At 63.4% G+C, this 25,791-nt stretch carries 27 protein-coding genes; 14 read left to right on the forward strand and 13 right to left on the reverse strand.

Translation table 11 applies throughout. The annotated features are described in order from the left end of the window. Nucleotides 1-95 precede the first annotated feature (95 nt). Genes aroQ through aat form a run of 4 tightly spaced genes read left to right on the forward strand, consistent with a single transcriptional unit; the run spans nt 96 to nt 3,028 of the window. Nucleotides 96-542 (forward strand): type II 3-dehydroquinate dehydratase, encoded by a 447-nt coding sequence (gene aroQ, locus M2267_RS14405; protein ID WP_043614153.1) that lies wholly within the window; start codon nt 96-98, stop codon nt 540-542. A 25-nt stretch (nt 543-567) separates the two neighbouring features. After that, the gene (accB, locus tag M2267_RS14410; RefSeq protein WP_043614150.1) at nt 568-1,047 is read left to right on the forward strand and encodes an acetyl-CoA carboxylase biotin carboxyl carrier protein; all 480 of its coding nucleotides are present in this window, start codon (nt 568-570) and stop codon (nt 1,045-1,047) included. Between the two features lie 12 nt (nt 1,048-1,059). Continuing rightward, nucleotides 1,060-2,403, forward strand: a complete 1,344-nt coding sequence (accC, locus tag M2267_RS14415; protein ID WP_043614147.1) for an acetyl-CoA carboxylase biotin carboxylase subunit — start codon at nt 1,060-1,062, stop codon at nt 2,401-2,403. A 10-nt stretch (nt 2,404-2,413) separates the two neighbouring features. Beyond that, nucleotides 2,414-3,028, forward strand: coding sequence for a leucyl/phenylalanyl-tRNA--protein transferase (gene aat, locus M2267_RS14420; RefSeq protein ID WP_043614144.1), 615 nt, complete (start codon nt 2,414-2,416; stop codon nt 3,026-3,028). A 39-nt stretch (nt 3,029-3,067) separates the two neighbouring features. Here the strand turns inward: aat and M2267_RS14425 are convergent, their stop codons facing one another. From M2267_RS14425 to gatB, 5 genes are all read right to left on the reverse strand, one after another. Beyond that, the gene (locus M2267_RS14425) at nt 3,068-3,520 is read right to left on the reverse strand and encodes a DUF2155 domain-containing protein (RefSeq protein ID WP_043614142.1); all 453 of its coding nucleotides are present in this window, start codon (nt 3,518-3,520) and stop codon (nt 3,068-3,070) included. A gap of 121 nt (nt 3,521-3,641) precedes the next feature. Further along, nucleotides 3,642-4,037, reverse strand: coding sequence for an NADH:ubiquinone oxidoreductase subunit NDUFA12 (locus tag M2267_RS14430; protein WP_043614139.1), 396 nt, complete (start codon nt 4,035-4,037; stop codon nt 3,642-3,644). 108 nt (nt 4,038-4,145) lie between these two features. Beyond that, nucleotides 4,146-4,613, reverse strand: a complete 468-nt coding sequence (locus tag M2267_RS14435; RefSeq protein WP_429115133.1) for an N-acetyltransferase family protein — start codon at nt 4,611-4,613, stop codon at nt 4,146-4,148. A gap of 127 nt (nt 4,614-4,740) precedes the next feature. Beyond that, nucleotides 4,741-5,235 (reverse strand): N-acetyltransferase family protein, encoded by a 495-nt coding sequence (locus M2267_RS14440; protein WP_429115134.1) that lies wholly within the window; start codon nt 5,233-5,235, stop codon nt 4,741-4,743. A 3-nt stretch (nt 5,236-5,238) separates the two neighbouring features. Next, nucleotides 5,239-6,741, reverse strand: a complete 1,503-nt coding sequence (gene gatB, locus M2267_RS14445) for an Asp-tRNA(Asn)/Glu-tRNA(Gln) amidotransferase subunit GatB (protein ID WP_429115135.1) — start codon at nt 6,739-6,741, stop codon at nt 5,239-5,241. Nucleotides 6,742-6,901: 160 nt separating this feature from the next. Here gatB and M2267_RS14450 point away from each other — a divergent pair, with 160 nt between their 5' ends. Both M2267_RS14450 and M2267_RS14455 read left to right on the forward strand, forming a co-directional pair. Beyond that, nucleotides 6,902-7,180, forward strand: coding sequence for a DUF1294 domain-containing protein (locus M2267_RS14450; RefSeq protein ID WP_429115136.1), 279 nt, complete (start codon nt 6,902-6,904; stop codon nt 7,178-7,180). Between the two features lie 204 nt (nt 7,181-7,384). Further along, nucleotides 7,385-7,639, forward strand: a complete 255-nt coding sequence (locus tag M2267_RS14455) for a YjhX family toxin (protein WP_043614127.1) — start codon at nt 7,385-7,387, stop codon at nt 7,637-7,639. A gap of 78 nt (nt 7,640-7,717) precedes the next feature. On the opposite strand, the gene M2267_RS14460 is transcribed toward M2267_RS14455, so the two are convergent. The 5 genes from M2267_RS14460 to M2267_RS14480 all read right to left on the reverse strand — a co-directional run bounded on the left by M2267_RS14460 (nt 7,718) and on the right by M2267_RS14480 (nt 12,520). After that, a complete protein-coding gene (locus M2267_RS14460; RefSeq protein ID WP_429115137.1) occupies nt 7,718-9,163 on the reverse strand; it encodes a diguanylate cyclase in 1,446 nt (481 codons plus the stop codon). Nucleotides 9,164-9,295: 132 nt separating this feature from the next. Beyond that, nucleotides 9,296-9,787, reverse strand: coding sequence for a GNAT family N-acetyltransferase (locus tag M2267_RS14465; protein ID WP_429115138.1), 492 nt, complete (start codon nt 9,785-9,787; stop codon nt 9,296-9,298). Between the two features lie 99 nt (nt 9,788-9,886). Next, entirely contained in the window at nt 9,887-11,368 is a 1,482-nt protein-coding gene (gene gatA / locus M2267_RS14470) for an Asp-tRNA(Asn)/Glu-tRNA(Gln) amidotransferase subunit GatA (protein ID WP_429115139.1), read from the reverse strand. Nucleotides 11,369-11,418: 50 nt separating this feature from the next. Beyond that, nucleotides 11,419-11,706: an Asp-tRNA(Asn)/Glu-tRNA(Gln) amidotransferase subunit GatC gene (gene gatC / locus M2267_RS14475; protein WP_043614118.1), complete on the reverse strand. Its 288-nt coding sequence runs from the start codon at nt 11,704-11,706 to the stop codon at nt 11,419-11,421. A 109-nt stretch (nt 11,707-11,815) separates the two neighbouring features. Continuing rightward, nucleotides 11,816-12,520, reverse strand: coding sequence for a metal-dependent hydrolase (locus tag M2267_RS14480; RefSeq protein ID WP_429115140.1), 705 nt, complete (start codon nt 12,518-12,520; stop codon nt 11,816-11,818). A gap of 81 nt (nt 12,521-12,601) precedes the next feature. Between M2267_RS14480 and ruvX the strand changes: the two genes are divergently transcribed. Continuing rightward, nucleotides 12,602-13,087, forward strand: coding sequence for a Holliday junction resolvase RuvX (gene ruvX / locus M2267_RS14485; protein ID WP_429115141.1), 486 nt, complete (start codon nt 12,602-12,604; stop codon nt 13,085-13,087). Here the strand turns inward: ruvX and M2267_RS14490 are convergent. Beyond that, on the reverse strand, nt 13,033-13,374 hold the full coding sequence (locus M2267_RS14490) for a DUF6105 family protein (RefSeq protein WP_043614112.1): 342 nt from the start codon (nt 13,372-13,374) through the stop codon (nt 13,033-13,035). The genes ruvX and M2267_RS14490 overlap by 55 nt on opposite strands. After that, nucleotides 13,371-13,511 carry a hypothetical protein gene (locus M2267_RS14495; protein ID WP_089045732.1) on the reverse strand — a complete coding sequence of 47 codons (141 nt, stop codon included), beginning with the start codon at nt 13,509-13,511 and terminating at the stop codon, nt 13,371-13,373. The genes M2267_RS14490 and M2267_RS14495 overlap by 4 nt, the downstream gene beginning before the upstream one ends. A 231-nt stretch (nt 13,512-13,742) precedes the next feature. On the opposite strand from M2267_RS14495, the gene M2267_RS14500 reads away from it, so the two are divergent. After that, nucleotides 13,743-14,678, forward strand: coding sequence for an AEC family transporter (locus M2267_RS14500; protein WP_429115142.1), 936 nt, complete (start codon nt 13,743-13,745; stop codon nt 14,676-14,678). Nucleotides 14,679-14,702: 24 nt separating this feature from the next. Here the strand turns inward: M2267_RS14500 and M2267_RS14505 are convergent, their stop codons facing one another. Further along, nucleotides 14,703-16,355, reverse strand: a complete 1,653-nt coding sequence (locus M2267_RS14505) for an acyl-CoA dehydrogenase family protein (RefSeq protein ID WP_429115143.1) — start codon at nt 16,353-16,355, stop codon at nt 14,703-14,705. Between the two features lie 157 nt (nt 16,356-16,512). Here M2267_RS14505 and M2267_RS14510 point away from each other — a divergent pair, with 157 nt between their 5' ends. From M2267_RS14510 to rnr, 6 genes are all read left to right on the forward strand, one after another. Then, entirely contained in the window at nt 16,513-17,454 is a 942-nt protein-coding gene (locus M2267_RS14510; RefSeq protein WP_043614107.1) for an aspartate carbamoyltransferase catalytic subunit, read from the forward strand. Continuing rightward, nucleotides 17,451-18,743, forward strand: coding sequence for a dihydroorotase (locus M2267_RS14515; protein WP_043614106.1), 1,293 nt, complete (start codon nt 17,451-17,453; stop codon nt 18,741-18,743). The genes M2267_RS14510 and M2267_RS14515 overlap by 4 nt, the downstream gene beginning before the upstream one ends. 30 nt (nt 18,744-18,773) lie before the next feature. Then, nucleotides 18,774-19,385 carry a glycerol-3-phosphate 1-O-acyltransferase PlsY gene (gene plsY, locus M2267_RS14520; RefSeq protein ID WP_043614105.1) on the forward strand — a complete coding sequence of 204 codons (612 nt, stop codon included), beginning with the start codon at nt 18,774-18,776 and terminating at the stop codon, nt 19,383-19,385. Beyond that, entirely contained in the window at nt 19,385-20,527 is a 1,143-nt protein-coding gene (gene dprA, locus M2267_RS14525) for a DNA-processing protein DprA (protein ID WP_429115144.1), read from the forward strand. The genes plsY and dprA overlap by 1 nt, the downstream gene beginning before the upstream one ends. A 208-nt stretch (nt 20,528-20,735) precedes the next feature. Next, complete coding sequence (topA, locus tag M2267_RS14530) at nt 20,736-23,402, forward strand: type I DNA topoisomerase (RefSeq protein WP_429115145.1); 2,667 nt, start codon at nt 20,736-20,738, stop codon at nt 23,400-23,402. 2 nt (nt 23,403-23,404) lie between these two features. Beyond that, on the forward strand, nt 23,405-25,777 hold the full coding sequence (gene rnr / locus M2267_RS14535; protein ID WP_429115146.1) for a ribonuclease R: 2,373 nt from the start codon (nt 23,405-23,407) through the stop codon (nt 25,775-25,777). Nucleotides 25,778-25,791: the final 14 nt, after the last annotated feature.

Consider the following 25,791-nt stretch of genomic DNA (forward strand, 5'->3'; position numbering starts at 1 on the left):
ATGACTGTGGACAAATCCCGCGGGGGCCCAAAGGGCTTTTCCTCGCGGGACCATCAGTCTATAGGTAACCCTCCATGACCGGACCGGAATCCCTTATGCCATCGACCATTTTCGTGCTGAACGGCCCCAACCTGAATGCGCTGGGCAAGCGCGAACCGGGTATTTATGGCGGCCAGACGCTGGCCGACATCGAGGCCATGTGCAAGGCGGAAGGCAAGGCGCTCGGCTTCGACGTCGATTTCCGCCAGTCGAACCATGAGGGAACGCTGGTCGATTGGCTGCACGAGGCCGGCAACGTCGCCGCGGGCGTTGCAATCAACCCGGCTGCCTATGGCCACACGTCGATCGCACTTCACGATGCCATCCGCGCCATCGGCATTCCGGTCGTCGAACTGCACCTCTCGAACATCCATGCGCGCGAGGAGTTCCGCCACAAGTCGATGATCGCACCCGCCGTCAAGGGCGTCATCTGCGGCTTCGGCGCACAGAGTTACATTCTTGCGCTGCATGCGCTAAAGAACCTGACAAATCCGTCGAAATAAAAAGAACACAAGAGGCTCATATTCCATGGCTGACAAGAAACCAGGTATCGACCAGGCGCTGATCCGCGATCTCGCCAACATTCTCAAGGACACCGATCTGACCGAGATCGAAGTCGAGCAGGACGACCTGCGCATTCGCGTTTCGCGCAACGGCACGCCGGTTGCGATGCCGATGGCCATGCCGCAGATGCCGGCTTACCAGATGCCCGCCGCAGCGGCCGCCCCGGCAAACGCCGTTGCCGCTCCCGCCGCCGAGAGCGCCCGCGCATCGAAGAATGCCGTGACCGCGCCGATGGTCGGCACTGCCTACCTGTCCCCCGCACCGGGAGCCCGCCCCTTCGTTGAGGTCGGTGCCACGGTCAAGGAAGGCCAGACGATCCTCATCATCGAAGCGATGAAGACGATGAACCAGATCCCGGCTCCGCGCTCGGGCAAGGTCACCGAAATCTTCGTCCAGGACGCAGCCCCCGTCGAATATGGCGAACCGCTGATCGTAATCGAATAAGGCGGCGCGGCGATGATCTCGAAAATTCTCATTGCCAATCGCGGCGAAATCGCCCTTCGCGTGCTTCGTGCCTGCAAGGAACTCGGCATCGCCACGGTCGCCGTCCATTCCACGGCCGACGCCGACGCCATGCATGTGCGCCTCGCCGACGAGAGCGTCTGCATCGGCCCGCCGCCCTCGCGCGATAGCTATCTGAACATTCACCAGATCGTCGCCGCCTGCGAAATCACCGGTGCCGACGCCGTGCATCCGGGCTACGGCTTCCTGTCGGAAAACGCCAAGTTCGCCGAAATCCTCGAAGCGCACGACATCACCTTCATCGGCCCGACGGCGGAACATATCCGCATCATGGGTGACAAGATCACCGCCAAGCAGACGGCGCAGGAACTTGGCATCCCGGTCGTTCCGGGTTCCGACGGCGAAGTGAAGCCGGAGAACGCGCTCGAAGTCGCCCGCAAGATCGGTTTCCCGGTCCTGATCAAGGCGACCGCCGGCGGCGGCGGCCGCGGCATGAAGGTCGCCCGCAGCGAGGCGGACCTCGAGGAAGCCGTTGCGACGGCCCGCACCGAAGCGCTTGCCGCTTTCGGCAACGACGCCGTCTACATGGAGAAGTACCTCTCCAAGCCGCGTCACATCGAAATCCAGGTCGTCGGCGACGGCGCCGGCAATGCGGTGCACCTCGGCGAACGCGATTGCTCGCTTCAGCGCCGTCACCAGAAGGTCTGGGAAGAGGCGAATTCGCCGGCCCTCAACGTCGACCAGCGCATGAAGATCGGCCAGATCTGCGCCGACGCCATGAAGAAGCTGAAGTATCGCGGCGCCGGCACGGTCGAGTTCCTCTACGAGAACGGCGAGTTCTATTTCATCGAAATGAACACCCGTCTTCAGGTCGAGCATCCGATCACCGAAGCGATCACCGGCATCGACCTCGTGCACGAGCAGATCCGCGTCGCCTCCGGCGGTGGTCTCTCTGTCCAGCAGGAAGACATCGTGTTTTCCGGCCACGCGATCGAGTGCCGCATCAATGCCGAAGACCCGCGCACCTTCGTCCCCTCCCCGGGCACGATCACGCATTTCCACGCGCCGGGCGGTCTTGGCGTGCGCGTCGATTCGGGTGCCTATCAGGGCTACCGGATCCCGCCTTACTACGACAGCCTGATCGGCAAGCTGATCGTGCATGGCCGTACCCGCGTCGAATGCATGATGCGCCTGCGCCGCGTGCTTGACGAATTTGTCATCGACGGCATCAAGACGACGCTTCCGCTGTTCCAGGACCTGATCAATAATCAGGATATCGCCAACGGCGACTATGATATCCATTGGCTGGAAAAGCATCTGGCCGCCACGTCCGAGTAAGGACCAGACATTGAAAGGGACGCGCAGCAAGCAGCCCGATATTACGCCGGACATGCTGCTGCGCGCCTATTCGATCGGCCTCTTCCCGATGGCCGATTCGGCCGATGATCCCGAGCTCTTCTGGGTCGAGCCGGAAATTCGCGGGGTGATCCCGCTCGCAGGCTTCCACACCTCTCGCAGCCTCGCCAAGACCATCCGCCGAAAGCCTTTCGACATCCGCTTCAACACCGCCTTCGAAGCGGTCATGGACGGCTGCGCTGCTCCTGCTCCCGACCGGCCGACCACCTGGATCAACAACAAGATCCGCACGCTCTACGCGACACTGCACTCGATGGGCTATGCCCACAGCGTCGAAGCCTGGGAAGGCGACCAATTGGTCGGCGGGCTTTACGGGGTTTCGCTGGGCTCCGCCTTCTTCGGCGAAAGCATGTTTTCCAGACGCACCGACGCCTCGAAGATCTGCCTCGTGCATCTGGTCGAGCGACTGAAGGCGCGCGGCTTCGAACTGCTCGATACACAGTTCACCACCGAACACCTAAAGTCGTTCGGCGCCGTTGACGTGCCGAAGGCGGAATACGAAGTGTTGCTCGCGAACGCGATGTCGTCGCCCGACCTCGCCTTCTAACCAAGCCAGATTTTAAAAAATGGGGATATGCCCCGCCACTCAGCGCTTCTGCGCAGTATCCGGCGGCGGCAGGTCCGAGGTCGCCTTGCAGGACTGCAGCCAGACGTCATAGACCGGATGCTCGACGGCATTCAGGCCCGGGCTGTCGGCAAACATCCAGCCGGTAAAGATGCGGCGGATCTTGCGGTCGAGCGTGATTTCCTCGACCTCGACGAAGGTGGTGATCTTCTGCGCTTCCGTATCGTCACGGCTATAGCAGACGCGCGGCGTGACCTGGAGGGCACCGAACTGTACGGTCTCGCCGATATAGACGTCAAAGGTGGTGATGCGGCCGGTGATCTTGTCGATGCCGGAGAAGACGGCAACGGCGTTGGAAAGGCGGGCTGCGTCAACGGCTTCCGCAGATGCGACCAGCGGCAAGGCGGCAAGCAGGGACAAGCCCAAACGCCGTGCTCCTTGGCCGATTGCCTTGCGCAGATCAGAACCTGCCATCGTCGCCTGTCTCCCGCGTATCCTGTTCGTCATGGATTTCAGGCGCTAACCGTCAATTGTGGCCGCGCCATGATCGAGGAACCCATTCCGCGGTCCGTCGTCGTCACTGAGAACAGATTATTCAGGAGCCGGGCGTCCAGGCGTCGTAGTCGCCGGTCACGCGCGGGCGCTTGCCAGTGGCAGCGATCGAGCCCTGTGGGCGGTAGGCGTTGGCCGTGCCGGTCGGATTGGCGCGGTGCGCCTTCTGCCATTCGCGCGGCGTGTACTTTTCATCGGCCGGCGAAACGTCGGTCCGGTGATGCATCCAGCCGTGCCAGCCGGCCGGAATGGCGGAAGCTTCGGCGTAGCCGTTGTAGATCACCCAGCGGCGGGTGCGGCCTTCGGAGTCCTTGCCGCCCTGGTAGTAGACATTGCCGAGTTCGTCTTGACCGACCCGTTGACCGTGGCGCCAGGTGTGAAAGCGCGTTCCGATCGTCTGTTCGTTCCACCAGGTGAAAATCTGCAGCAGGAGCTTCATGGATGCCGTCCTTGACCGGCCGTTGGGAAGGCGGCCAGATACCAAAACAATGTTCCCGCTTATGCCCCGCCGCTCAGGGCTTGTCCAGTGATTCCGAGGTAAAGGCGGTCATTTCAACGGTAGTTGAAAGCCGAAATGGCTGCGCGCAAAGCCGAGGCGCTCATAGAAGCGATGTGCATCGGTGCGCACGGCGTTGGACGTGAGCCTCACCTTCCTTGCCCCCTTCTCCCGCGCCTCAGCAATTGCATGGCGCATCATGCGTTCGCCGATCCCACGGCCGCGCATGTCGGCGCGCGTCTGGACGGCTTCGACGATCAGGCTGGAGCTTCCCCGCCCGGACAGCGACGTGTGCAGCGCGGTTTGAAAGGTGCCGACGACCTGCCCTTCGAGAACCGCGACGAAGAGCGTCTGCAGCGTCGAGGCTTCAATGCGGTCGAAGGCGGCGGCGTAGTCCGCGAAGGCCTCAGCGTCGGTCGTGTCGCCGTGGCCGCCGAGCGGATCATTGGCGAAGAGCGCAACGATCGCTTCGAGGTCCTTACGCTCCGCCTTGCGGATCAAGAGTTCGGTCGCGTCCATGGTTCCCCGCTCACATCGTTCATCGGCAGCGGATCAAACACCTGAAGGTAACGGCGCGATGACGGGCGCCGTTGCCTCCAGAGCTTATCCACCGGCATGCGAAGCTTCAGGCAACCGGGCGGATCGCCTAGCCGAGAAGCGGCTTTTCCAGAACGATGGCCGGCAGGCCGGACGGGTCGTCGCCCGGGGTCTCGCCCACATCGGCAAAGCCATGCGCCCGATAGAAGGTGAGTGCGTGCAGGTTCTGCGGCTCGACCTCGACGCGCATGCGCTCGGCGTCCGGAAAGCAGGTCTCGAGCTCGGCGAAGATATCGCGGCCGACGCCCTGGCGCTGGAACTTCGGAAGGATATAGAGCTGGTGCAGCACCACCGTCTTGGCCTGTGTGTCGGACATCGCCGCATAGCCCATTCCACCAAGCTGCCTTCCGTCGTCGGCAACGAGGAACTCGGCGTTCTTGCGCGCGAGCCGGGCTTTGAGCGCCGGCAGCGAATGCCAGCGCTCGTTCAGTTCGTTGACCTTCTCGACACCATAGAAAGTGTCATAGGTTGCGTGCCACGTGTCGATGAGCAGAGCACGAACCTTCTCCAGGTCGCGCTCGCTTGCCGTGCGCACGAAGAACATCGCTTATTCCTCGATGCCGAGCTTGGCCTTGACCAGCGCCTGGACGGCCTGCGGGTTGGCCTTGCCGCCGGTCGCCTTCATCACCTGGCCGACGAACCAGCCGGCAAGCGAGGGCTTGGCCTGCACCTTGGCGACCTGATCCGGGTTGGCGGCGATGATCTCGTCGACGGCCTTCTCGATGGCGCCGGTGTCGGTCACCTGCTTCATGCCGCGGGCTTCGACGATCTCGGCCGGGTCGCCGCCCTCGTTCCAGACGATCTCGAAGAGGTCCTTGGCGATCTTGCCGGAGATGGTCTCGGCCTTGATGAGGTCGATGATGCCGCCGAGCTGTACCGGGGAAACCGGAGTCTCTTCAATGGCTTTGCCGGCTTTGTTCAAGGCGCCGAGCAGGTCGTTGATGACCCAGTTGGCCGCAATCTTGCCATCGCGGCCTTCCGCCACCGCCTCGAAATAGTCGGCGATCGACTTTTCGGAAACGAGCACCGAAGCGTCATAGACCGAGAGGCCGAGGTCGCGCACGAAGCGCTCCTTCTTGTCGTCGGGCAGTTCCGGCAGATCGGCCTTCAGCGCCGCGACGAATGCATCGTCGAATTCGAGCGGCAGCAGGTCCGGATCCGGGAAATAGCGGTAGTCGTGCGCATCTTCCTTGGAGCGCATCGAGCGGGTCTCGCCCTTGTTCGGGTCGAACAGGCGGGTTTCCTGGTCGATGCTGCCACCGTCCTCGAGAATTCCGATCTGGCGGCGTGCCTCGTATTCGATTGCCTGGCCGATGAAGCGGATCGAGTTGACGTTCTTGATCTCGCAGCGCGTGCCGAAGCCCTCGCCCGGACGACGGACGGACACGTTGACGTCGGCGCGCATCGAGCCTTCGTCCATGTTGCCGTCGCAGGTGCCAAGGTAGCGCACGATCGAGCGCAGCTTCGTCATATAGGCCTTCGCCTCATCCGAGGAGCGCATGTCCGGCTTGGAGACGATCTCCATCAGCGCAACGCCCGAGCGGTTAAGGTCGACATAGGACATCGACGGATGCTGGTCGTGCATCGACTTGCCGGCATCCTGTTCGAGATGCAGGCGCTCGATGCCGATCTCGACATCCTCGAACTGGCCCTGGCGGTCCGGGCCGACCGAAATGATGATCTTGCCTTCGCCGACGATCGGATCCTTGAACTGGGAGATCTGATAGCCCTGCGGCAGGTCCGGATAGAAATAGTTCTTGCGGTCGAAGATCGAGCGATTGTTGATCGCGGCCTTGAGACCGAGACCGGTGCGCACCGCCTGCTTCACGCATTCCTCGTTGATAACAGGCAGCATTCCGGGCATGGCGGCATCGACGAGCGAGACGTTCGCATTCGGCGCATTGCCGAACTCCGTCGATGCGCCCGAGAACAGCTTCGAATTGGAAAGCACCTGGGCATGGACTTCCATGCCGATGATGACTTCCCAGTCGCCGGTGGCGCCAGGGATGAAGCGTTTCGGATCGGGGGTGCGGACGTCGACAATGCTCATATCATGCTCTTCTTTGAAGCCTGAATTCTTGGTTTCTCGGTAGAACAATTGGTCCGCCGGTGCAAGTTGTTCGGCTGGATCAGACGCGCCATCTGCAATCTCATGCAGACAGCGGGCGTCTCTTAACCACCGTTTAGCGCCTATCGGCAAGACTTCGGCCATGTCCATCGCCTTTGCCCCGCTCGCGTTCGCAATTCTCGTCAACTTGGCTGCCTTCGGGCTGTTCTGGTACGACAAGCGAGCGGCGCGGTCCGGTAAACGGCGGATCAGCGAGCGGACGCTGCTGACGGTCGCCTTTTTCGGTGGCAGCCCGGGAGCGATGACGGCGCGCCATCTCTTCCGGCACAAGACACGCAAGGAACCCTTTCGCACGCGCCTTGCGCTGATCATCGTTTTCCAAGTGGCGCTGGCTGCCATCGGCACCCTGGCGTTGCAATGATGTCTTGACGCGCGAGCGGCGGTCTTTTAGGAAGCAACCGTTATTTTGGAGTTTTGATGTTCCTGTCTTCGCCTGAGTCCCGGTAAAGCCCGTCCGCGTAATCCCTTGATTGCGCGCACGGGCCGAAAACGTCACCCCGCTTTTCCAGAGATTTGCGGAACGTTTTCCTGCGTTCTTCCGAACGCTATTCCGGAACATTCAGAAATGGACATCTCGCGCGCAGAGCAGCGCATTCTTCATCATTTGGCCCAGGGCGGTCGTATCGAAATCATCCGCGAAGAAAAGGCGATCACCGAAATCCGGTGCTTCACCCGTGACGGCTGGGTCTATCCCGGCTTCGACCTCGAACTCTTCCGCAAATTGAAGCGGAAGAAGGCGATCTCATCGTCAGGCGGACAACCCTACCGAATCACGGAACGCGGGCTGCAGCTCGTACGCTCCGAACTCAACAACCGCTAAACGCGCAACACCAACGCTACCGGGCATGCCAGCATGCCCGGTAGCGTCGGATGCGCACTTGACTTAACGGAAAGCACTTCACGTTGCGTCAGACGGAACCACGCATTGTACGCGATCGCGGCCCTTGGCCTTCGCCTGATAGAGCGCACGGTCGGCCGCCAAGAGCAGACCGTCGAGACCGGCGTCTTGGGTCAGGACTCCGGCGGCGCCGATGCTGATGGTGACCGCGATGCTTCCGCCCTGCTCCAGATCGATATGAAGCGCCCGCACGGCCTCGAGCAGCCGCTCGGCAACCTTGAGAGCATCTGTCGGAGATTGCCGAACCAGCACAACGGCGAACTCTTCGCCGCCAAGCCGACCAATGAGATCGTCACCGCGCAGTGCCGCGCGAACGACGCCGGCGACGGAAATCAGCACCTGATCGCCGACGGCATGACCATAGGTGTCGTTGATCGCCTTGAAGCGGTCGATGTCGAGCATCATCACCACCGTTCCGCCTTTTCGGGCGACCGGTGCTGCGATCAGCGCGGCGGCACGCGACATGAAGGTCGCACGCGCCAAGCATTGGGTCAGGAAATCATAGTCGACCGCATGGGACAGGCGGCCGATCAGCGCCCGCCGTGCCGCATCGACGCTGGCGACCGCCAGCGGGCAAAGCGCAAGCAGGGTCGTTCCCAGCCGGGTGGAGGTGAGCGTCTCCTCGGCAACGCCGCTGACGCCGAGATGCAGGGCGCCGGAGGCAACGGCAATCTGCGTCAACACGCAAACGATCGCCGTCAGGATCGTCACCGGAAACAGACCATAACTGAGCGCGCACCATAGGAGCGCCGGCACCGGGAAAGCGAAAGCGCCCGGCCCGCCGACGAAGAGCGCCGCAGCGCAGGACAGAACCAGGGAGACGAACGGCCAGGCAGTCGCTGAACCCGGGCCCACCGACGCCGCCACTCGCGCGCCACGGGACCGCAAGCCGTCTTCCGGAAGCGGCGCTGCCAGGAAGACCGGGAGCAGAACCACATAATTGACCAGCTCGGTGGTGAGCCAGGCGACGAATGCTTCCGTGACGGGCTTGCCGAACGACAGGTGAACAGCAACCGCTCCGACGAGCGAGGCGCCCATCGCCGCCAGGGAGGATGCCGCGAACATGTAAAGCACCGAGCGCGCCCGGCGCAGATGCCGGTGCTCCGGCGAAAAGCGGCGATAGAGCAGGAAACCGATGACGACGCCGACCATGTTCGCCGTGTTCAGCGCCGCGGCTTCATAGAAATCCGCACCGGTCACCAGGTCCGCAAGTACGTAGGCCAGTGCCGCCGTCGACCATCCAGCCGGGCTGGCAAGCGACGGTCTTCTGATCAGCAGGCCGAGCAGGATCGCATTTGCCGGCCAGATCGAGGCCAACATGCCGACCGGGCGGCTCAAGATGCCAAGCACGCAGGCGGTGAAGACGATCACGCCCAGCCCGACAAGCCAAATCGAATGGTGGAAAGGTCTCAGAACCAACGGTCGCGGAACCGTTTTATCCAGCATCTGCAACAAGCGCCCCCCTTGCGGTGCCCCACCACCACGTCATACCCCATAATATTTCATGGGCCTAATGAACGCGGTGTGAATAGGCCAGCCCGCTTTGCGCGTGGCTGCCATGCATGGGGCGGCGGAGTGTCAGGGACCCGGGGTCTGCTCCAGGGATTTGCTCAGGCCGATGAAGGCAACGTCGCTGTCGAGTTGTGGCGCATAGGCGGTCGACAGCCAGCTCACGCCATAGCCGTGATTGCGGAAGAAGCGCACGGCGCGGTCGTTGCGCGCGTGTGTCTTGGTGGTGACGGCGTCGAATCCATCCGCAGCAATGCGATGTTCGATCTCGCCAAGTAGCAGCCCGCCGAAGCCCCTGCCCTGGATCTGCGGCTCGATCCACAGATCGGAGATCGCATTGTCGAAGTTCTCGCGCGCGCACCATCCGCCGATGACGCCTTCGCCTTCGACGAGCAAAACGGAAAGCCAGTGATCGGACAGAAAACGGAGAAATGCGGCCTCGGCCACGCGCCGCATCTTTTCGCCATCGGCAAGGCCCGCGATTGCCGATTGCCAGGCCCTAAGGCCGATGTCGGCCAGCCGTTCAACGTCGCCGGCGCGGGCATGGCGGATGACGGGCACGACGCGGGTCTCCTTCCGCGACAAGAGTGGCGATCAATGCAGCAGAAGTAGGTGGCAGAAGTGGAAAGGGCGGCACCGTCGGTGCCGCCCTTCAAGAGATTACCACCACTTGGCGGGAGTGAAGCGACCGGCCGCCTGTTCGATCACATGCGCCGTCTTGAACAGCGTCTCTTCCTCGAACGGCTTGCCGATCAGCTGCAGACCAAGCGGCAGGCCCTTGTGGTCGAGACCACCGGGAACGGCGATGCCCGGGAGGCCGGCCATGTTGACCGTCACCGTGAAGATGTCGTTGAGGTACATCTTCACCGGATCGGACGCGAGATCCTCGTCGGCAATACCGAACGCGGACGACGGCGTTGCCGGCGTCAGAATGGCGTCGACGCCAGCGTGGAACGCCAGTTCGAAGTCGCGCTTGATCAGCGTGCGCACCTTCTGTGCCTGCAGATAGTAGGCGTCGTAGTAGCCGGCCGAAAGCACGTAGGTGCCGATCATGATGCGGCGCTTGACTTCGTGGCCGAAGCCGGCGGCGCGCGTCTTTTCGTACATGTCGACGATGTCTTTGCCATCGACGCGCAGGCCGTAGCGAACGCCGTCATAGCGGGCAAGGTTCGAAGAGGCTTCGGCCGGAGCGACGATGTAGTAGGCCGGCAGCGCGTATTTCGTATGCGGCAGGGTGATGTCGACGATCTCGGCACCGGCTTCCTTCAGCCAGGCGATGCCCTGCTGCCACAGCGCTTCGATCTCTTCCGGCATGCCGTCCACGCGGTATTCGCGCGGAATGCCGATCTTCATGCCCTTGATCGACTGGCCGATCGCGGCTTCGTAATCCGGCACCGGCAGATCGACCGAGGTCGTGTCCTTCACGTCGACGCTTGCCATCGACTTCAGGAGGATTGCGGCGTCGCGCACGTCACGGGCGATCGGACCGGCCTGGTCGAGCGACGAGGCGAAGGCGACAGTGCCCCAGCGCGAGCAACGGCCATAGGTCGGCTTGATGCCGACGGTGCCGGTGAAGGCGGCAGGTTGGCGGATCGAGCCGCCCGTATCGGTAGCGGTCGCACCAGCGCAGAGATGCGCGGCGACGGCCGCTGCAGAGCCGCCCGAGGAGCCGCCGGGTACGAGATCGAGGTTCGAGCCCTTGGCACGCCACGGGTTCTTGACCGCGCCGTAGTAGGAGGTCTCGTTCGACGAGCCCATGGCGAACTCGTCCATGTTCAGCTTGCCGAGCATGACGGCGCCGTCGTTCCACAGGTTCTGGGTCACGGTCGATTCGTAGCGCGGCGCAAATCCGTCGAGGATGTGGCTGCAGGCCTGGGTGTGCACGCCTTCGGTGGCGAAGAGGTCCTTGATGCCGAGCGGGATGCCTTCAAGCGCACCGGCCTTGCCGGCGGCGATACGCGCATCCGAGGCCTTGGCCATCTCGCGCGCCTTTTCGGGCGTGACGGCGATGTAGGCGTTGATCGCCTCATTGGCGGCATCGATCGCGCCGAGATAGGCGTCGGTCAGTTCGACGGCGGTGATGTCCTTGGCGGCGAGCTTGGCGCGGGCTTCGGCAATCGTCAGGCTGGTAAGGTCGGTCATGGTAAAATCTGGCTTTCGCAATCAGAAACGTCGGGGCGGCTGGCGGGAGATTACTCGACCACCTTCGGAACGAGGAAGAAATTGCGATCGGAATTCGGCGCATTGGCAACGATGTCGTCGGCCTTGTTGCCGTCCGTCACGGTGTCCGTCCGCTTCTTCATATCCATCGGCGTGACCGAGGTCATCGGTTCGACGCCTTCGACATTCACTTCGGAGAGCTGCTCGACGAAACCGAGGATGCCATTGAGCTCGCCCATCATCCGTTCGGCTTCTTCTTCGCTGACGGCGATACGGGCAAGGCGCGCGACGCGCTTCACGGTGGCAAGGTCTACGGACATGATCGTCTCCGGTAACTGGAACTTCCCCCGCTATAATGGCGCAGGGCGAGCCACGCAACGGGGGAATTGCCGGAGGACCGGACCTCTCGTCAAAAGGCCCGGCTCAACATCACATGGCGACGACGCCGCCGACCTGTGGCGTCGCCACCTTCGTCGATGCACTTTCCATGCCTGCAACGAAGGTTTCCGGCGTCTGGTCGATGATCGGGAACGAGCCGTAATGGCAGGGGATCGCCGTCGAGAACGAGAAGAAGCGTTGGCAGGCGAGTGCCGCAACCGCCCCGCCCATGGTGAAACGATCACCGATCGGCACGATGCCGATCTCCGGCTGATGTAGCTCGTTGATCAGCGCCATGTCGGAAAAGATGTCCGTGTCGCCCATGTGATAGAGCGTAGGCTCGTCCTCGAAATGCAGCACCAGGCCGTTGGCATTGCCGAGCGAGTGCGAGACGCCGTCCTCGGTCAGCTGCGCCGACGAATGCAGCGCGTTGACAAAAGTCGTCGAGAAACTGCCGAGTTGGATCGTACCGCCGGTGTTGCCCATTTCCAGCGCCTTGACGCCATGCCGGCCGAGCCAGGCGGCAAGATCGGCATTGGCAACAACCGTTGCGCCCGTCTCCTTGGCGATCGCAATGGTGTCGCCGACATGGTCGCCGTGACCATGGGTCAGGAGAATGTGGGTGAGCCCGGCGGTCGCGTCCCGGCGCTCCTCGTCGCGGAAGGCAGGATTGCCGGTAAAGAAGGGGTCGATCAGGATTTTGGACTTTGCCGTTTCGATGTGAAAGGCGGCATGGCCGAGCCATTTGATCTTCATGACGATCTCCCTGATGATTTGTCTGTCGCAACAGCATATGGATCAGACAACTCTCCGCGCAAAGATCGAATCGACAATCCCATGACAATTCTCACCATCGAAGAACTCGCAGCCCAGCTACAGCCGAACCAGGCCATCGCGGGTCTCGACCTCGGCACGAAAACGATCGGCCTCTCGGTCTCCGATCTCGGCCGTCGCTTTGCGACCCCGCGCGAGGTAATCCGCCGGGTCAAGTTCGGCGTGGACGCGGAGGCGCTGCTCTCGGCAGCGAACAAAGAAAAGATCGCGGCCTTCGTCATCGGCCTGCCGGTCAACATGGACGGCACCGAAGGGCCGCGCTGTCAGGCGACCCGCGCCTTCGTGCGCAACATGGAGCAGAAGACGCCCCTGCCCTTCATCTTCTGGGATGAAAGGCTGTCGACGGTCGCGGCCGAGCGGGTACTGATCGAGATGGATGTGTCGCGAAAGAAGCGGGCCGAACGCATCGATTCGGCGGCCGCATCCTTCATTCTTCAGGGCGCGCTCGACAGGCTGGCGTCGCTGGCGAGAGACGGCCTCTCGGACTGAGGGGCCGCGGCGCCGAAGCGGCGGCGATACCAGGCCGCGATCTGGCGGCGCTTGCGAAAGCCGATAATGGCAAAAACGATGAGGCTGTCGACGACGATCGCGCGCGCGACGAGCGGCGGGATCGATTCCGGCGGAATGCCGAGGACGTTGCCGTAGATCTGGAATACCAGATCATGGGTTTGGCGCGTCAGCATGAAAAAGCCGAAGCTCATGTCGTAGTACGAGAGACTGTACCAGCCCGTCAGCAGAAGGACCGGTCCGCCCCAAAGGATCAGAAACCACTTCATGCGGCTCCCCTTTCCGAGATCTGCCGAAAGACGACGGGGTAAATCGCGCGGTCTGCCAACACGACGGCCACAAGAACCATCGCGGGAACTGCGATATCTAGCGCCAGTCCGGCAAAAAACATCATCATGATGATCATAAGACCAGTTCTCACCGAACCGCTCCACTACGGAATCCATTAAAATGCCGGCTCAATCTCCGCCCTTGCGGGGGCCTGCGCAACGTAAACCATTTGTTAAGGTTAATTTTCACAGGGACGCGCCAGCGATCGGGCCTGGATAAGCCCCTCCCCGCATTTCCCGTGCGGCAAGACATTCCGGTTTGCAGAAATTTGCGGTAGCGATAGGCCTCTCGCACGCAGGCCCTCCCCATGACTATCGTCTTCGAAAGCATCCTCCCCGTCTTCCTGCTGGTCCTGCTCGGCGCCTGGCTCAAGCGCTCGACGCTTGTCGACCAGAACCTTTGGCTCGGGCTCGAACAGTTCGGCTACTTCATCCTGTTCCCTGCCCTCCTGTTCTCGACCCTGGCTGAGGCCAATTTCACCGGCTTACAGGCGGACGCAACGGCCATCGCCACGATCGGCAGCGTCAGCCTGATGTCGCTTTTCGTGCTCCTGCTTTGGCCCATGCTTAGAAACCGCAAGGTTTCCGCAGCGTCCTTCACGTCGACGTTCCAGACGGCGACACGGTGGAACGGCTTCATGGCGCTTGCGATCGCCCACAAACTCTACGGGCAACTCGGCCTGACACTGACCGCGCTCTTGATGACGCTCCTGATCATCCCGACCAATCTCTACAATATTGCCGTGCTCGTCTGGTTCACGGGCGGCAGCCGTGACTTTCGCCGCTTCTTCATGCGAATCGCCACCAATCCGATCATCGTGTCTTCGGTGCTCGGAATTTTCGTCAACCTGATCGGACTGAAGATCTACAGCCCGCTGATGGCCACCATCGAGATGCTGGCGAGCGCCTCGCTCAGTCTCGGGCTGGTGATGGTCGGCGCTGGGTTACGCGCGTCGGACGCGCTCAAACCAAGCGCCGTCGCGCTGCTTGCCGTCTTCCTCAAGCTGATCGTCATGCCGGTCTTCATGGTGAGCGCCAGCTACCTGCTCGGCATTCGTGGCGATGCGCTTCTCGTTATCGCCCTTGGCGCGGCGGTACCGACGGCGATGAACGGCTATTTGCTCGCCAAACAGATGGGTGGCGACGCCGAGCTCTACGCGGCCGTTGCCACCGTCCAGACCGTGGTTTCGTTCTTCACGATCCCGCTCGTCCTTCTTCTCACCGCCTTCGTCGCAAGCAACTGACAACGTCGCGGGGTGCCTGACGGCTTACGCCGCAGGGGGATAGAGAAGGTCGAGGATGTAGGCGGAATCAAAGCGCGAATCGAGCATGCCGTAGGTCGAGCGCCAGCCGGCCGCCAGGCGTGATTCCAGGAACGCATCGGCAATGCGACCGGCACCGAGACGGTAGAGTTCGGCGGCAGCTGCAGCGAGCGCCAATTGCTCGACCAGCATGCGGGCTGCACCCTCATCGCGTTCGCACAGCGACATGGCCGCGCGCAGCACGTCGATGGTCTTGCGGCCGGACGGGCCGAGATCGCGCGCCAGCACGACGAAGAGCTGCTCGAACAGGTCCTTGCCCTTGGCGAGAACCCGCAGCACATCCAGCGCCATGACGTTGCCGGAGCCTTCCCAGATGGCGTTCACTGGCGCTTCGCGGTAGTGGCGCGCCAGTGCACGCTCTTCCACATAGCCGTTGCCGCCCAGGCACTCCATCGCCTCATAGATCAGTGCCGGCGCGATCTTGCAGGCCCAGTATTTCGCAACCGGCGTCATGATCCGCGCATAGGCCGCGTCTTCCGCACTGCTTCGGGCCCTGTCGAAGGCTTCGGCCAGGCGGAACGAAAGCGCGCTTGCAGCAGCAACGTCGAGCGCCATGTCGGCGAGCACGCGCGTCATCATCGGCTGGCTGACGAGCGGCTTGCCGAAAACCTTGCGGCCGCGCGTATGATGCACGGCTTCGGCAAGCGAAGCGCGCATCATGCCGGCGGAGGCAAGCGCACAGTCGAGCCGCGTCAGCGTTACCATGTCGAGGATCGTGCGGAGGCCGGCATCCGGCGCGCCGAGGATGAAGCCGAACGTGTCGGAGAACTCGACCTCGGAAGACGCATTGGAACGGTTGCCGAGCTTGTCCTTCAGCCGCTGGAACCGCAGGCCGTTGGCGCTGCCGTCTTCCAGCAGACGCGGCACCAGGAAGCAGGCAAGGCCTTCGCGGGTCTGCGCCAGCATGACGAAAGCGTCGCTCATCGGCGCCGACATGAACCACTTGTGGCCATTCAGCCGATAGATCCCCTCGCCCACCCGTTCGGCGGTGGAGGTGTTGGCGCGCACGTCGGTACCGCCCTGCTTCTCGGTCATGCCCATGCCGACGGTGACGGCAGACTTCTGCATCCACGGACGGTTGGTGGAATCGTATTTGCGCGACAGGATCTTCGGTGCCCACTCCTTCTGCACCGCCGGCGAGGCGGTGATCGCGGCCAGCGACGCGCTGGTCATGGTCAGCGGGCAAAGATGGCCGCATTCGAGCTGCGCCGTCAGATAGAAGCGGATCGCACGGACTTTATGCGACTGGTTGCGCTCGTCTGGCAAATTTTCCCAGGCGGACGCGTGCAGGCCCGAGGACATCGAGCGGCGCATCAGCGCATGCCAGGCCGGGTGGAACTCGACGACATCGAGACGCTCGCCGCGCGGCCCGTGGGTCTTCAGCTTCGGCGGACCTTCGTTCGCCATGCGCGCCAGTTCCTGCGCCTCCGGCGAGGTGACGTAGCGGCCGAGCACATCGAACTCGTCGCGCAGCGTCTTGCTCATGCCCGAGGTGATGTCGACCACGAGCGGATCGGAACGATAGGCGTTGACGCCGGACCAGGGCTTGGGCTGGTTCAGCTCGGCGAGTTTCTGTTCAGTCCGGTTCATCTGATTCATGGGCCGGTTCTAGCGCAAGTTTCTCGACCACGGAACGGGGCGCAGAAAAGATAGGATCGCCGTTGCAAGTTTTCTGCGGACGGGCACGCCCAAGCCTTGCCGTGCCGGGGACCAGGTCTTATAGAGCGACCACATTTCCAGAGCGCAAGGGCGGCCCATGATCACTTTCCCGCATCGCCACCTGCTCGGCATCAAGGGGCTTACGGAGCAGGATATCACCTATCTGCTCGATCGCGCCGATGAAGCCGTCCAAATCTCCCGTCAAAGAGAAAAGAAGACGTCGACGCTTCGGGGTCTGACGCAGATCAACCTCTTCTTCGAGGCCTCGACCCGCACGCAGTCTTCCTTCGAGCTTGCCGGCAAACGCCTTGGCGCCGACGTCATGAACATGTCGGTCGGCAATTCCTCGGTAAAGAAGGGCGAAACGCTGATCGACACGGCGATGACGCTGAACGCCATGCACCCGGACGTGCTGGTCGTGCGCCATTCGTCGGCGGGTGCTGCAGCCCTTCTCGCGCAGAAAGTCTCCTGCTCCGTCGTCAACGCCGGCGACGGCCAGCACGAGCACCCGACGCAGGCGCTGCTCGACGCGCTGACGATCCGCCGTGCCAAGGGCAAGCTCTCGCGCATCATCGTGGCCATCTGCGGCGACGTGCTGCACTCGCGCGTGGCGCGTTCCAACATTCTGCTCCTCAACCAGATGGGCGCGCGCGTCCGCGTCGTCGCACCGGCAACGCTGCTTCCCTCCGGCATCGCCGACATGGGCGTCGAGGTCTACCATTCGATGGCCGAGGGCCTGAAGGATGCGGATGTCGTCATGATGCTGCGCCTGCAGCGCGAGCGCATGGCCGGGTCCTTCGTGCCGTCCGTGCGCGAATACTTCCACTACTACGGGCTCGATGCGGAAAAGCTGAAGGCGGCCAAGGAGGATGCGCTCGTGATGCATCCCGGGCCGATGAACCGCGGCGTCGAGATCGCCTCGGAAATCGCCGACGGGCCGCAGAGCGTGATCGAACAGCAGGTCGAGATGGGCGTTGCCGTGCGCATGGCAGTGATGGAAACGCTGCTTCTCTCGCAGAACCAGGGGCCGCGCACATGACCAGACCACTCGTTCTGAAGAACCTTCGCATTGTCGATCCTTCGCGCAATCTCGATGAAGTCGGCACGATCATCGTCGGCGACGACGGGCATATCCTTGCCGCCGGTGCCGATGCCCAGAACCAGGGAGCGCCGGATGGCGCCTTCGTCAAGGACTGCGCCGGGCTCACCGCCGTCCCGGGCCTCGTCGACGCCCGCGTCTTCGTCGGCGAACCGGGCAGCGAGCACCGCGAGACCTTCGAATCCGCGTCACGCGCGGCCGCTGCCGGCGGGGTCACCACCTTCATCGCCATGCCGGAGACCGATCCTGTCATCGACGACATCGCGCTCGTCGAATATGTGAAGAAGACGGCGCGCGACAAGGCGCTCGTCAACGTGCACCCGGCCGCAGCGCTGACCAAGGGCCTCGCCGGCGAAGAAATGACCGAGTTCGGCCTGCTTCGCGAAGCGGGTGCCGTTTGCTTCACCAACGGTCGCCGCTCGATCCACGACACGCTGGTCCTGCGCCGCGCCATGACCTATGCGCGCGAATTCGGCGCCGTCATCGCCCTTGAAACGCGCGACAAATATCTCGGCGCCAACGGCGTCATGCACGAAGGCCTGCTTGCCAGCTGGCTCGGCCTTTCCGGCATCCCGCGCGAAGCGGAGATTATTCCGCTTGAGCGCGACCTGCGCATCGCCGGGCTGACGCGTGCGGCCTATCACGCCGCCCAGATTTCGGTTCCCGAATCGGCAGCCGCAATCCGCACCGCACGCGAGCGTGGCGCCAACGTCACCTGCGGCGTATCGATCAACAATCTGGCGCTGAACGAGAACGACATCGGCGAGTACCGGACCTTCTTCAAGCTTTCGCCGCCGTTGCGCAGCGAAGACGACCGGGTCGGCATGGCCGAGGCGCTCGCCGACGGCACGATCGATATCATCGTTTCCTCGCACGACCCGCAGGACGTCGATACCAAGCGGTTGCCCTTTGCCGATGCCGCCGATGGCGCGATCGGCCTGGAAACGCTGGCCGCGGCCGCCCTTCGCCTGCATCACAGCGGCCAGGTGCCGCTGATGCGCCTGATCGACGCGATGTCGACGCGTCCGGCGGCGATCTTCGGTCTCGATGCCGGTACGCTGAAACCCGGCGCCAAGGCGGACATCACCGTCCTTGATCTGGACGAGCCCTGGGTGCTTTACGAAGAGGCGATCGTTTCTCGCTCCAAGAACACGCCGTTTGAAAATGCGCGCTTTACCGGGCGGGTCGTGCAAACCTATGTTGCCGGCAAGCTGGTGCATTCGGCCTAAGCCGAAAGCGATCGCGCGGGAGGGGAACCGGTGGAACTATTGTCCTGGCAGCTTGGGCTGCCCTCTACGCTTCTAAGCCTTGCCTTCGGCTATCTGCTCGGCTCGATCCCGTTCGGATTGATCCTGACCCGCATGGCCGGGCTCGGCGACGTGCGCAAGATCGGCTCCGGCAATATCGGCGCGACCAATGTGCTGCGAACCGGCAACAAGAAGCTTGCCGCCGCGACGCTGTTGCTCGATGCCCTGAAAGGCTCGGCCGCAGCCTTCATCGCATCCTACTGGGGCATAGAGGCCGGAATTGCCGCCGGTTTCGCCGCCTTTATCGGCCATCTCTACCCGGTCTGGCTTGGCTTCAAGGGCGGCAAGGGCGTCGCGACCTATATCGGCGTGTTGCTCGGCCTTGCCCCTCTGATGGTGCTCGCCTTTGCGGTCATCTGGCTCGGCATGGCGAAAATCAGCCGCTACTCCTCATTGTCCGCCCTGGTTGCAACGGCTATCATCCCGGTTCTACTTTACGCGGTAGGCAACGAGAAGGTCGCCCTCCTCTTTGCCGCCATGACGGTCATCACCTGGGTAAAGCACCGCGCCAACATTCAGCGGCTGCTCGCCGGCACGGAAAGCAAGATCGGAGACAAGGGATAATGTCTGAGGCCAGCGCAGGACGAACCGGAGTGGCGCTGACCGAACGACAGAAAATATCCTGGCTCCGGCTGATCCGTAGCGACAATGTCGGCCCCATCGCCTTCCGCGACCTGATCAACCATTTCGGCACCGCCGAAAACGCACTCGATGCGCTGCCGGAGCTGTCGCGGCGCGGCGGCACCAAACACAGCTATCGCGTGGCATCCATCGCCGAAGCCGAACGGGAACTGGAGGCGGCACGACGCCACGGCGCCATCTTCGTCGGCATCGGCGAAGCGGCCTATCCCTCGGCGCTGCGGCAGATCGACGGCGCTCCTCCTCTGCTTGCGATGAAAGGCGATCTCAGCGCGGCTGCCCGCCCTTCGCTTGGCATCGTCGGTTCACGCAACGCTTCGGTCAGCGGCGCGAAGTTCGCGGCGATGATCGCGCGCGACGCCGGCCGCGCCGGATATGTCGTGACCTCGGGCCTTGCGCGCGGCATCGACACGGCCGCCCATCGCGCCAGCCTCGACACCGGCACCATCGCAGCCCTTGCCGGCGGGCTCGACAAGCCCTACCCGCCTGAAAACATCGGCCTGCTCGAAGACATAACGAGCGGCCGAGGCCTTGCGATCAGCGAGATGCCGTTTGGCTGGGAGCCCCGGGCCCGCGACTTTCCGCGCCGCAACCGGCTGATCGCCGGCATCAGCCTCGGCGTTGCGATCGTCGAGGCGGCCCACCGCTCGGGCTCGCTCATCACCGCGCGATACGCCGCCGATTTCGGCCGGCTCGTCTTCGCAGTCCCCGGCTCGCCGCTCGACCCGCGCTGTCACGGCACCAACGATCTCCTCAAACAGGGCGCGATCGTCACAACCGGGCCGGAAGACGTGATCGAAGCGCTGGCGCCGCTCAGCCAGCTGGAGCTGCCCCTGCCGGGCGCGCGGGAGCCGGATGGCCAAACCGTCGCTCCCGCCAATGCGAGCGACAGCGACCGCGCGGCGGTCGGCACCGCACTCGGTCCGACGCCGGTCGAGATCGACGACATCGTCCGCCACACAGGGCTTTCGCCGGCGCAGGTCTATCTGCTGTTGCTGGAGCTTGATCTTGCCGGCCGCCTCCATCGCCATCCCGGCGGTTTGGTGTCCGTGGCAGCAGCGGAATGAGGACTGGCCGGACGGCGCACCAACCTTTTCTGAGGGCGGAAACGACCCAATCCTGCATGAGTTGCATAGTCTGCTCTCATCGTTATTTTGGGTGAGCCCTCTTGACCCCGCACGAATCCCTGTCCATTTCGGGGCGTCAATACAAGGCGAAGCACGGCGCAAACGGCGCTGACGCCCGAACCAGGACCGGTTGTCTCAGAAAATGACGATGAATGTTGTAGTGGTGGAGTCGCCTTCCAAGGCAAAGACGATCAACAAGTACCTCGGGCCCGGCTACAAGGTGCTGGCTTCGTTCGGCCATGTGCGCGACCTGCCGGCGAAGGACGGTTCGGTGCGCCCGGACGAAGACTTCGACATGTCCTGGGAAGTCGACGCCGCCTCGGCGAAACGGATGAAGGACATCGCCGACGCGGTGAAATCCTCCGACGGCCTTATTCTGGCAACCGACCCGGATCGCGAGGGTGAAGCGATTTCCTGGCACGTGCTTGATCTTCTGAAGAAGAAGAAGGTGCTCGGCGACAAGCCGGTCAAGCGCGTCGCCTTCAACGCCATCACCAAGAAGGCGGTTCTCGAGGCAATCGCCCATCCGCGGGACATCGACATTTCGCTGGTCGACGCCTACCTGGCGCGCCGCGCACTCGACTATCTCGTCGGCTTCAACCTGTCGCCGGTGCTCTGGCGCAAGCTGCCGGGCGCCCGCTCGGCCGGCCGCGTGCAGTCGGTAACGCTGCGCCTCGTCTGCGACCGCGAATCCGAGATCGAGCGCTTCATCTCCGAAGAATACTGGAACATCTCGGCGCTCTTAAAGACGCCACGCGGCGACGAGTTCGAAGCACGTCTCGTTTCGGCCGACGGCAAGCGACTGGCGCCAAGGGCCGTTGGCAATGGCGAGGAAGCCAACCGGCTGAAGTCGTTGCTCGATGGCGCGGCTTACGTGGTCGACAGCATCGAAGCAAAGCCGGTCAAGCGCAATCCGTCGCCGCCGTTCACCACCTCGACGCTGCAACAGGCCGCCTCGTCCAAGCTCGGCTTCTCGGCCTCGCGCACCATGCAGGTCGCGCAGAAGCTTTACGAAGGCGTCGACATCGGCGGCGAGACGGTCGGTCTGATCACCTACATGCGTACCGACGGTGTGCAGATGGCGCCGGAAGCGATCGAAGCATCGCGCAAGGCGATCGCCAGCCAGTTCGGCGAACGTTACCTACCGGAAAAGCCGCGCTTCTATTCCACCAAGGCGAAGAACGCCCAGGAAGCGCACGAAGCCATCCGCCCGACCGACTTCAACCGCACGCCGGATGAGGTCCGCCGTTTCCTCGATGGCGACATGCTCAGGCTCTACGACCTCGTCTGGAAGCGCGGCATCGCCAGCCAGATGGCATCCGCCGAGATCGAGCGCACGACGGCTGAAATCACCGCCGACAACGGCGGCCAGAAGGCCGGCCTGCGCGCCACGGGTTCTGTCATCCGCTTCGACGGCTTCATCGCCGCCTATACGGATGCCAAGGAAGACGGCGAGCAGACGGACGATAGCGAAGACGACGGCCGCCTGCCGGAGATCAATGCGCGCGAGAACCTCGCCAAGCAGAAGATCAACGCCTCGCAGCACTTCACCGAGCCGCCGCCGCGCTATTCCGAAGCAAGCCTGATCAAGAAGATGGAAGAGCTCGGCATCGGCCGTCCGTCCACCTATGCCGCGACGGTCACCACCCTGCTCGACCGCGACTACATCACCAACGACAAGCGCAAGCTCATCCCCCAGGCCAAGGGACGGCTGGTGACGGCGTTCCTCGAAAGCTTCTTCACCCGTTACGTCGGCTACGACTTCACGGCATCGCTCGAAGAAAAGCTCGACCAGGTCTCGGCCGGTGAGGTCAACTGGAAGGACGTTCTGCGCGACTTCTGGAAGGACTTCTTCGCCCAGATCGAGGAAACCAAGGAACTGCGCGTCACCAACGTGCTCGACGCGCTGAACGAAGAGCTCGCGCCTCTGGTTTTCCCGAAGCGCGAAGACGGTGGCGACCCGCGCATCTGCCAGGTCTGCGGCACCGGTAAGCTGTCGCTGAAGCTCGGCAAGTACGGCGCCTTCGTCGGCTGCTCGAACTATCCGGAGTGCAACTTCACCCGCCAGCTTTCCTCCGAAAGCAACGGCGAGGAGGCCGCGGTTTCGAACGAACCGCAGGCGCTCGGCAAGGATCCGCATACCGGCGAGGAAATCACGCTCCGGAGCGGCCGCTTCGGCCCCTACGTCCAGCGTGGCGACGGCAAGGAAGCCAAGCGCTCGAGCCTGCCGAAGGGTTGGACGCCATCGACGATCGACCACGAGAAGGCGGTCGCTCTGCTGTCGCTGCCGCGCGATATCGGTGCCCATCCGGAAAGCGGCAAGATGATCTCGACCGGGCTTGGCCGCTACGGACCGTTCGTCTTGCATGACGGCACCTATGCCAATCTCGAATCGATCGAGGACGTCTTCTCGATCGGCCTCAACCGCGCGGTCTCGGTTCTCGCCGACAAGCAGTCGAAGGCCGGTGCCGGCCGTGGCCGCACCGCCGCCGCATCGCTCAAGGAACTCGGCGACCATCCCGATGGTGGCCCGATCACCGTGCGCGACGGCCGTTACGGTCCCTATGTCAATTGGGGCAAGGTCAACGCCACCCTGCCGAAGGGCAAGGATCCGCAGTCGGTGACGGTCGAGGAGGCACTTGTGCTGATCTCGGAGCGTGCTGCCAAGGGCGGAACGACCAAGGGCAAGGCAACCAAGGCCAAGACGACCAAGGCAGCGGCGAAGTCCGAGGACGGCGCCAAGGCGACCAAGGCTAAGGCCAAGGCGCCCGCCAAGAGCAAAACAAAGACGGCCGCCAAGGCCAAGAAGGACTGATCTTGACCAGAATACCGCGCGACCCGACCGAACAGTCCGGCAAGAGAAGCCAGGGCAAGAAGCCCGCTCGCGCGGCAAAGGGCGGATCGGCCCAGCCAAGCGAACCGATTATCCACGGCGCGGTCCCGCCGCGTGACGTGCTGATGCGCTTCATCGCCGAAAACCCGGACCGCGCCTCCAAGCGCGAGATCGCCAAGGCCTTCGGGCTGAAGGGCGAGACCCGCGTCGAACTGAAGGCCCTGCTGAAGTCGCTGGAAGTCGACGGTCTGGTCGAAAAGAAGCGCAAGTCGCTGGTGCGTCCGGGCGCCCTGCCCCCGGTGACCGTGCTCGACATCACCATCCGCGATGTCGACGGCGAACTGATCGGCCGCCCGGCCGAATGGCTCGACGACGACGGTGTCGCGCCGGCGGTGCTGATCAAGCAGTCGGCCGTCGCCAAGGGTAAGGGCAAGGCTCCGGTTGGCGGTCTCGGCGACCGGGTGCTCGCCAAGATCTTCCCGGCCAAGGAGCGTGGCGGTCCTGCCTATACGGCGCGCATCATCAAGGTGCTGGACAAGCGCAAGGATGCCGTGCTCGGTGTCTTCCGTTCGACGCCCGGCGGCGGTGGCCGCCTGATGCCGATCGAAAAGCGCGGCGAGGAAATACTTGTTGATCCGGAGTTCACGGGCAACGCTGAGGACGGCGATCTGGTCGAGGTGCAGCTGTCGCGTCTCGGCCGTTACGGTCTGCCGCGCGCGCAGGTGCAGACCGTCATAGGTTCGGTCGCCTCGGAAAAGGCGATCTCGATGATCGCCATCCATGCGCACGGCATTCCCCACGTTTTCCCGGAACGGGTGATCGAGGAGGCGAACGCGGCAGGCCCCGCCACGATGGCGCACCGCGAGGACTGGCGCGCGCTGCCGCTCATCACCATCGACCCGGCCGACGCCAAGGACCACGACGACGCGGTCTATGCCGAGCCGGATCCGTCCGAAGACAATCCCGGCGGCGTCATCGTCACGGTGGCGATTGCCGACGTCTCCTACTACGTGCGCCCGAAGTCCGCGCTCGACCTGGAAGCGCTGAAGCGCGGCAACTCGGTCTACTTCCCCGATCGGGTCGTGCCGATGCTGCCTGAACGCATCTCCAACGATCTCTGCTCGCTCAAGGAAGGCATCGACCGCCCGGCGCTTGCCGTGCGTATGCGCTTCTCCAAGGAGGGCCGCAAGGCCGGCCATACCTTCCATCGCATCATGATGAAGAGCGCGGCAAAACTCTCCTACCAGCAGGCGCAGGCGGCGATCGACGGCAACCCTGACGACAAGACGGGACCGATCCTCGAGAGCATCCTGAAGCCGCTTTGGGAGGGCTATCGCATCCTCACGCGCGGGCGCGAACGGCGTCAGCCGCTTGAGCTCAACATGCCCGAGCGCAAGATCATCCTGAAGCCGGACGGCACGGTCGATCGTGTTCACGTTCCCGAACGCCTCGACGCGCACAAGCTGATCGAGGAGATGATGATCCAGGCGAACGTCGCTGCCGCCGAGACGCTCGAGCAGAAGCGACAGGCGCTCATCTACCGCATCCACGATCAGCCATCGCTTGCCAAGCAGGAAAGCCTGCGCGAATTCCTCGCGACGCTCGACATCTCGCTCGTCAAGGGCGGGAACATGCGTTCGAACCACTTCAACGGCATTCTCGCCAAGGCCGAAGGCAAGCCCTTCGAGACCATGGTCAACGAGATGGTGCTGCGCTCGCAGAGCCAGGCGATCTACAGCCCGGAGAATATCGGGCACTTCGGCCTCAACCTTTTGAAGTACGCGCACTTCACCTCGCCGATCCGCCGTTATGCCGACCTCATCGTCCACCGGGCGCTGGTTGCCTCGCTCGGTCTGGGCGAAGGCGGGCTGACGCCGCAGGAAGAGGCGGTGCTCGACGATATCGCCGCCGAGATCTCGACCTTCGAGCGCCGTGCCATGGCGGCCGAACGCGACACGGTCGACCGGCTGATCGCGCACCACCTCAACGGTCGCGTCGGCGAAGAATTCGACGGCCGCGTCTCCGGTGTCACCAAGGCGGGACTCTTTGTCACCCTGCCCGCCTATGGCGCCGACGGCTTCGTTCCGATATCAACACTCGGACGCGACTACTTCATCTACGATGAGGCGCATCAGGCGCTTTCCGGCGAGAAGACCGGGCTCGGCTATCGCCTCGGCGATCCCGTACGCGTCAAGCTCGTCGAAGCCGTGCCGCTTGCCGGTGCGCTTCGCTTCGAGATGATCAGCGAAGGACGCAAGATGCCGACGGCAACGCGCTCCTTCCACAAGTCCGGTCGCAGGGATCGCACCGGCGCCCGGAAGACGCCGGGAACACGGCCGCCGCGCGGCCGGCGATAGGGTCCCGATAGGAC

The sequence above is a fragment of the Ensifer sp. KUDG1 genome (assembly GCF_050434285.1).
In the GTDB taxonomy this organism is placed as follows: Bacteria; Pseudomonadota; Alphaproteobacteria; order Rhizobiales; family Rhizobiaceae; genus Ensifer.

Bases quoted from the DNA above. Each gene is read 5' to 3' on its own strand.
- aroQ (WP_043614153.1), top strand. From the start codon at position 96: ATGCCATCGACCATTTTCGTGCTGAACGGCCCCAACCTGAATGCGCTG.
- accB (WP_043614150.1), top strand. From the start codon at position 568: ATGGCTGACAAGAAACCAGGTATCGACCAGGCGCTGATCCGCGATCTC.
- accC (WP_043614147.1), top strand. From the start codon at position 1,060: ATGATCTCGAAAATTCTCATTGCCAATCGCGGCGAAATCGCCCTTCGC.
- M2267_RS14425 (WP_043614142.1), bottom strand. From the start codon at position 3,520: ATGGCAGGTTCTGATCTGCGCAAGGCAATCGGCCAAGGAGCACGGCGT.
- M2267_RS14430 (WP_043614139.1), bottom strand. From the start codon at position 4,037: ATGAAGCTCCTGCTGCAGATTTTCACCTGGTGGAACGAACAGACGATC.
- M2267_RS14435 (WP_429115133.1), bottom strand. From the start codon at position 4,613: ATGGACGCGACCGAACTCTTGATCCGCAAGGCGGAGCGTAAGGACCTC.
- M2267_RS14440 (WP_429115134.1), bottom strand. From the start codon at position 5,235: ATGTTCTTCGTGCGCACGGCAAGCGAGCGCGACCTGGAGAAGGTTCGT.
- gatB (WP_429115135.1), bottom strand. From the start codon at position 6,741: ATGAGCATTGTCGACGTCCGCACCCCCGATCCGAAACGCTTCATCCCT.
- M2267_RS14450 (WP_429115136.1), top strand. From the start codon at position 6,902: ATGTCCATCGCCTTTGCCCCGCTCGCGTTCGCAATTCTCGTCAACTTG.
- M2267_RS14455 (WP_043614127.1), top strand. From the start codon at position 7,385: ATGGACATCTCGCGCGCAGAGCAGCGCATTCTTCATCATTTGGCCCAG.
- M2267_RS14460 (WP_429115137.1), bottom strand. From the start codon at position 9,163: ATGCTGGATAAAACGGTTCCGCGACCGTTGGTTCTGAGACCTTTCCAC.
- gatA (WP_429115139.1), bottom strand. From the start codon at position 11,368: ATGACCGACCTTACCAGCCTGACGATTGCCGAAGCCCGCGCCAAGCTC.
- gatC (WP_043614118.1), bottom strand. From the start codon at position 11,706: ATGTCCGTAGACCTTGCCACCGTGAAGCGCGTCGCGCGCCTTGCCCGT.
- M2267_RS14480 (WP_429115140.1), bottom strand. From the start codon at position 12,520: ATGAAGATCAAATGGCTCGGCCATGCCGCCTTTCACATCGAAACGGCA.
- ruvX (WP_429115141.1), top strand. From the start codon at position 12,602: ATGACAATTCTCACCATCGAAGAACTCGCAGCCCAGCTACAGCCGAAC.
- M2267_RS14490 (WP_043614112.1), bottom strand. From the start codon at position 13,374: ATGAAGTGGTTTCTGATCCTTTGGGGCGGACCGGTCCTTCTGCTGACG.
- M2267_RS14495 (WP_089045732.1), bottom strand. From the start codon at position 13,511: ATGATCATCATGATGATGTTTTTTGCCGGACTGGCGCTAGATATCGCA.
- M2267_RS14500 (WP_429115142.1), top strand. From the start codon at position 13,743: ATGACTATCGTCTTCGAAAGCATCCTCCCCGTCTTCCTGCTGGTCCTG.
- M2267_RS14505 (WP_429115143.1), bottom strand. From the start codon at position 16,355: ATGAATCAGATGAACCGGACTGAACAGAAACTCGCCGAGCTGAACCAG.
- M2267_RS14510 (WP_043614107.1), top strand. From the start codon at position 16,513: ATGATCACTTTCCCGCATCGCCACCTGCTCGGCATCAAGGGGCTTACG.
- M2267_RS14515 (WP_043614106.1), top strand. From the start codon at position 17,451: ATGACCAGACCACTCGTTCTGAAGAACCTTCGCATTGTCGATCCTTCG.
- dprA (WP_429115144.1), top strand. From the start codon at position 19,385: ATGTCTGAGGCCAGCGCAGGACGAACCGGAGTGGCGCTGACCGAACGA.
- topA (WP_429115145.1), top strand. From the start codon at position 20,736: ATGAATGTTGTAGTGGTGGAGTCGCCTTCCAAGGCAAAGACGATCAAC.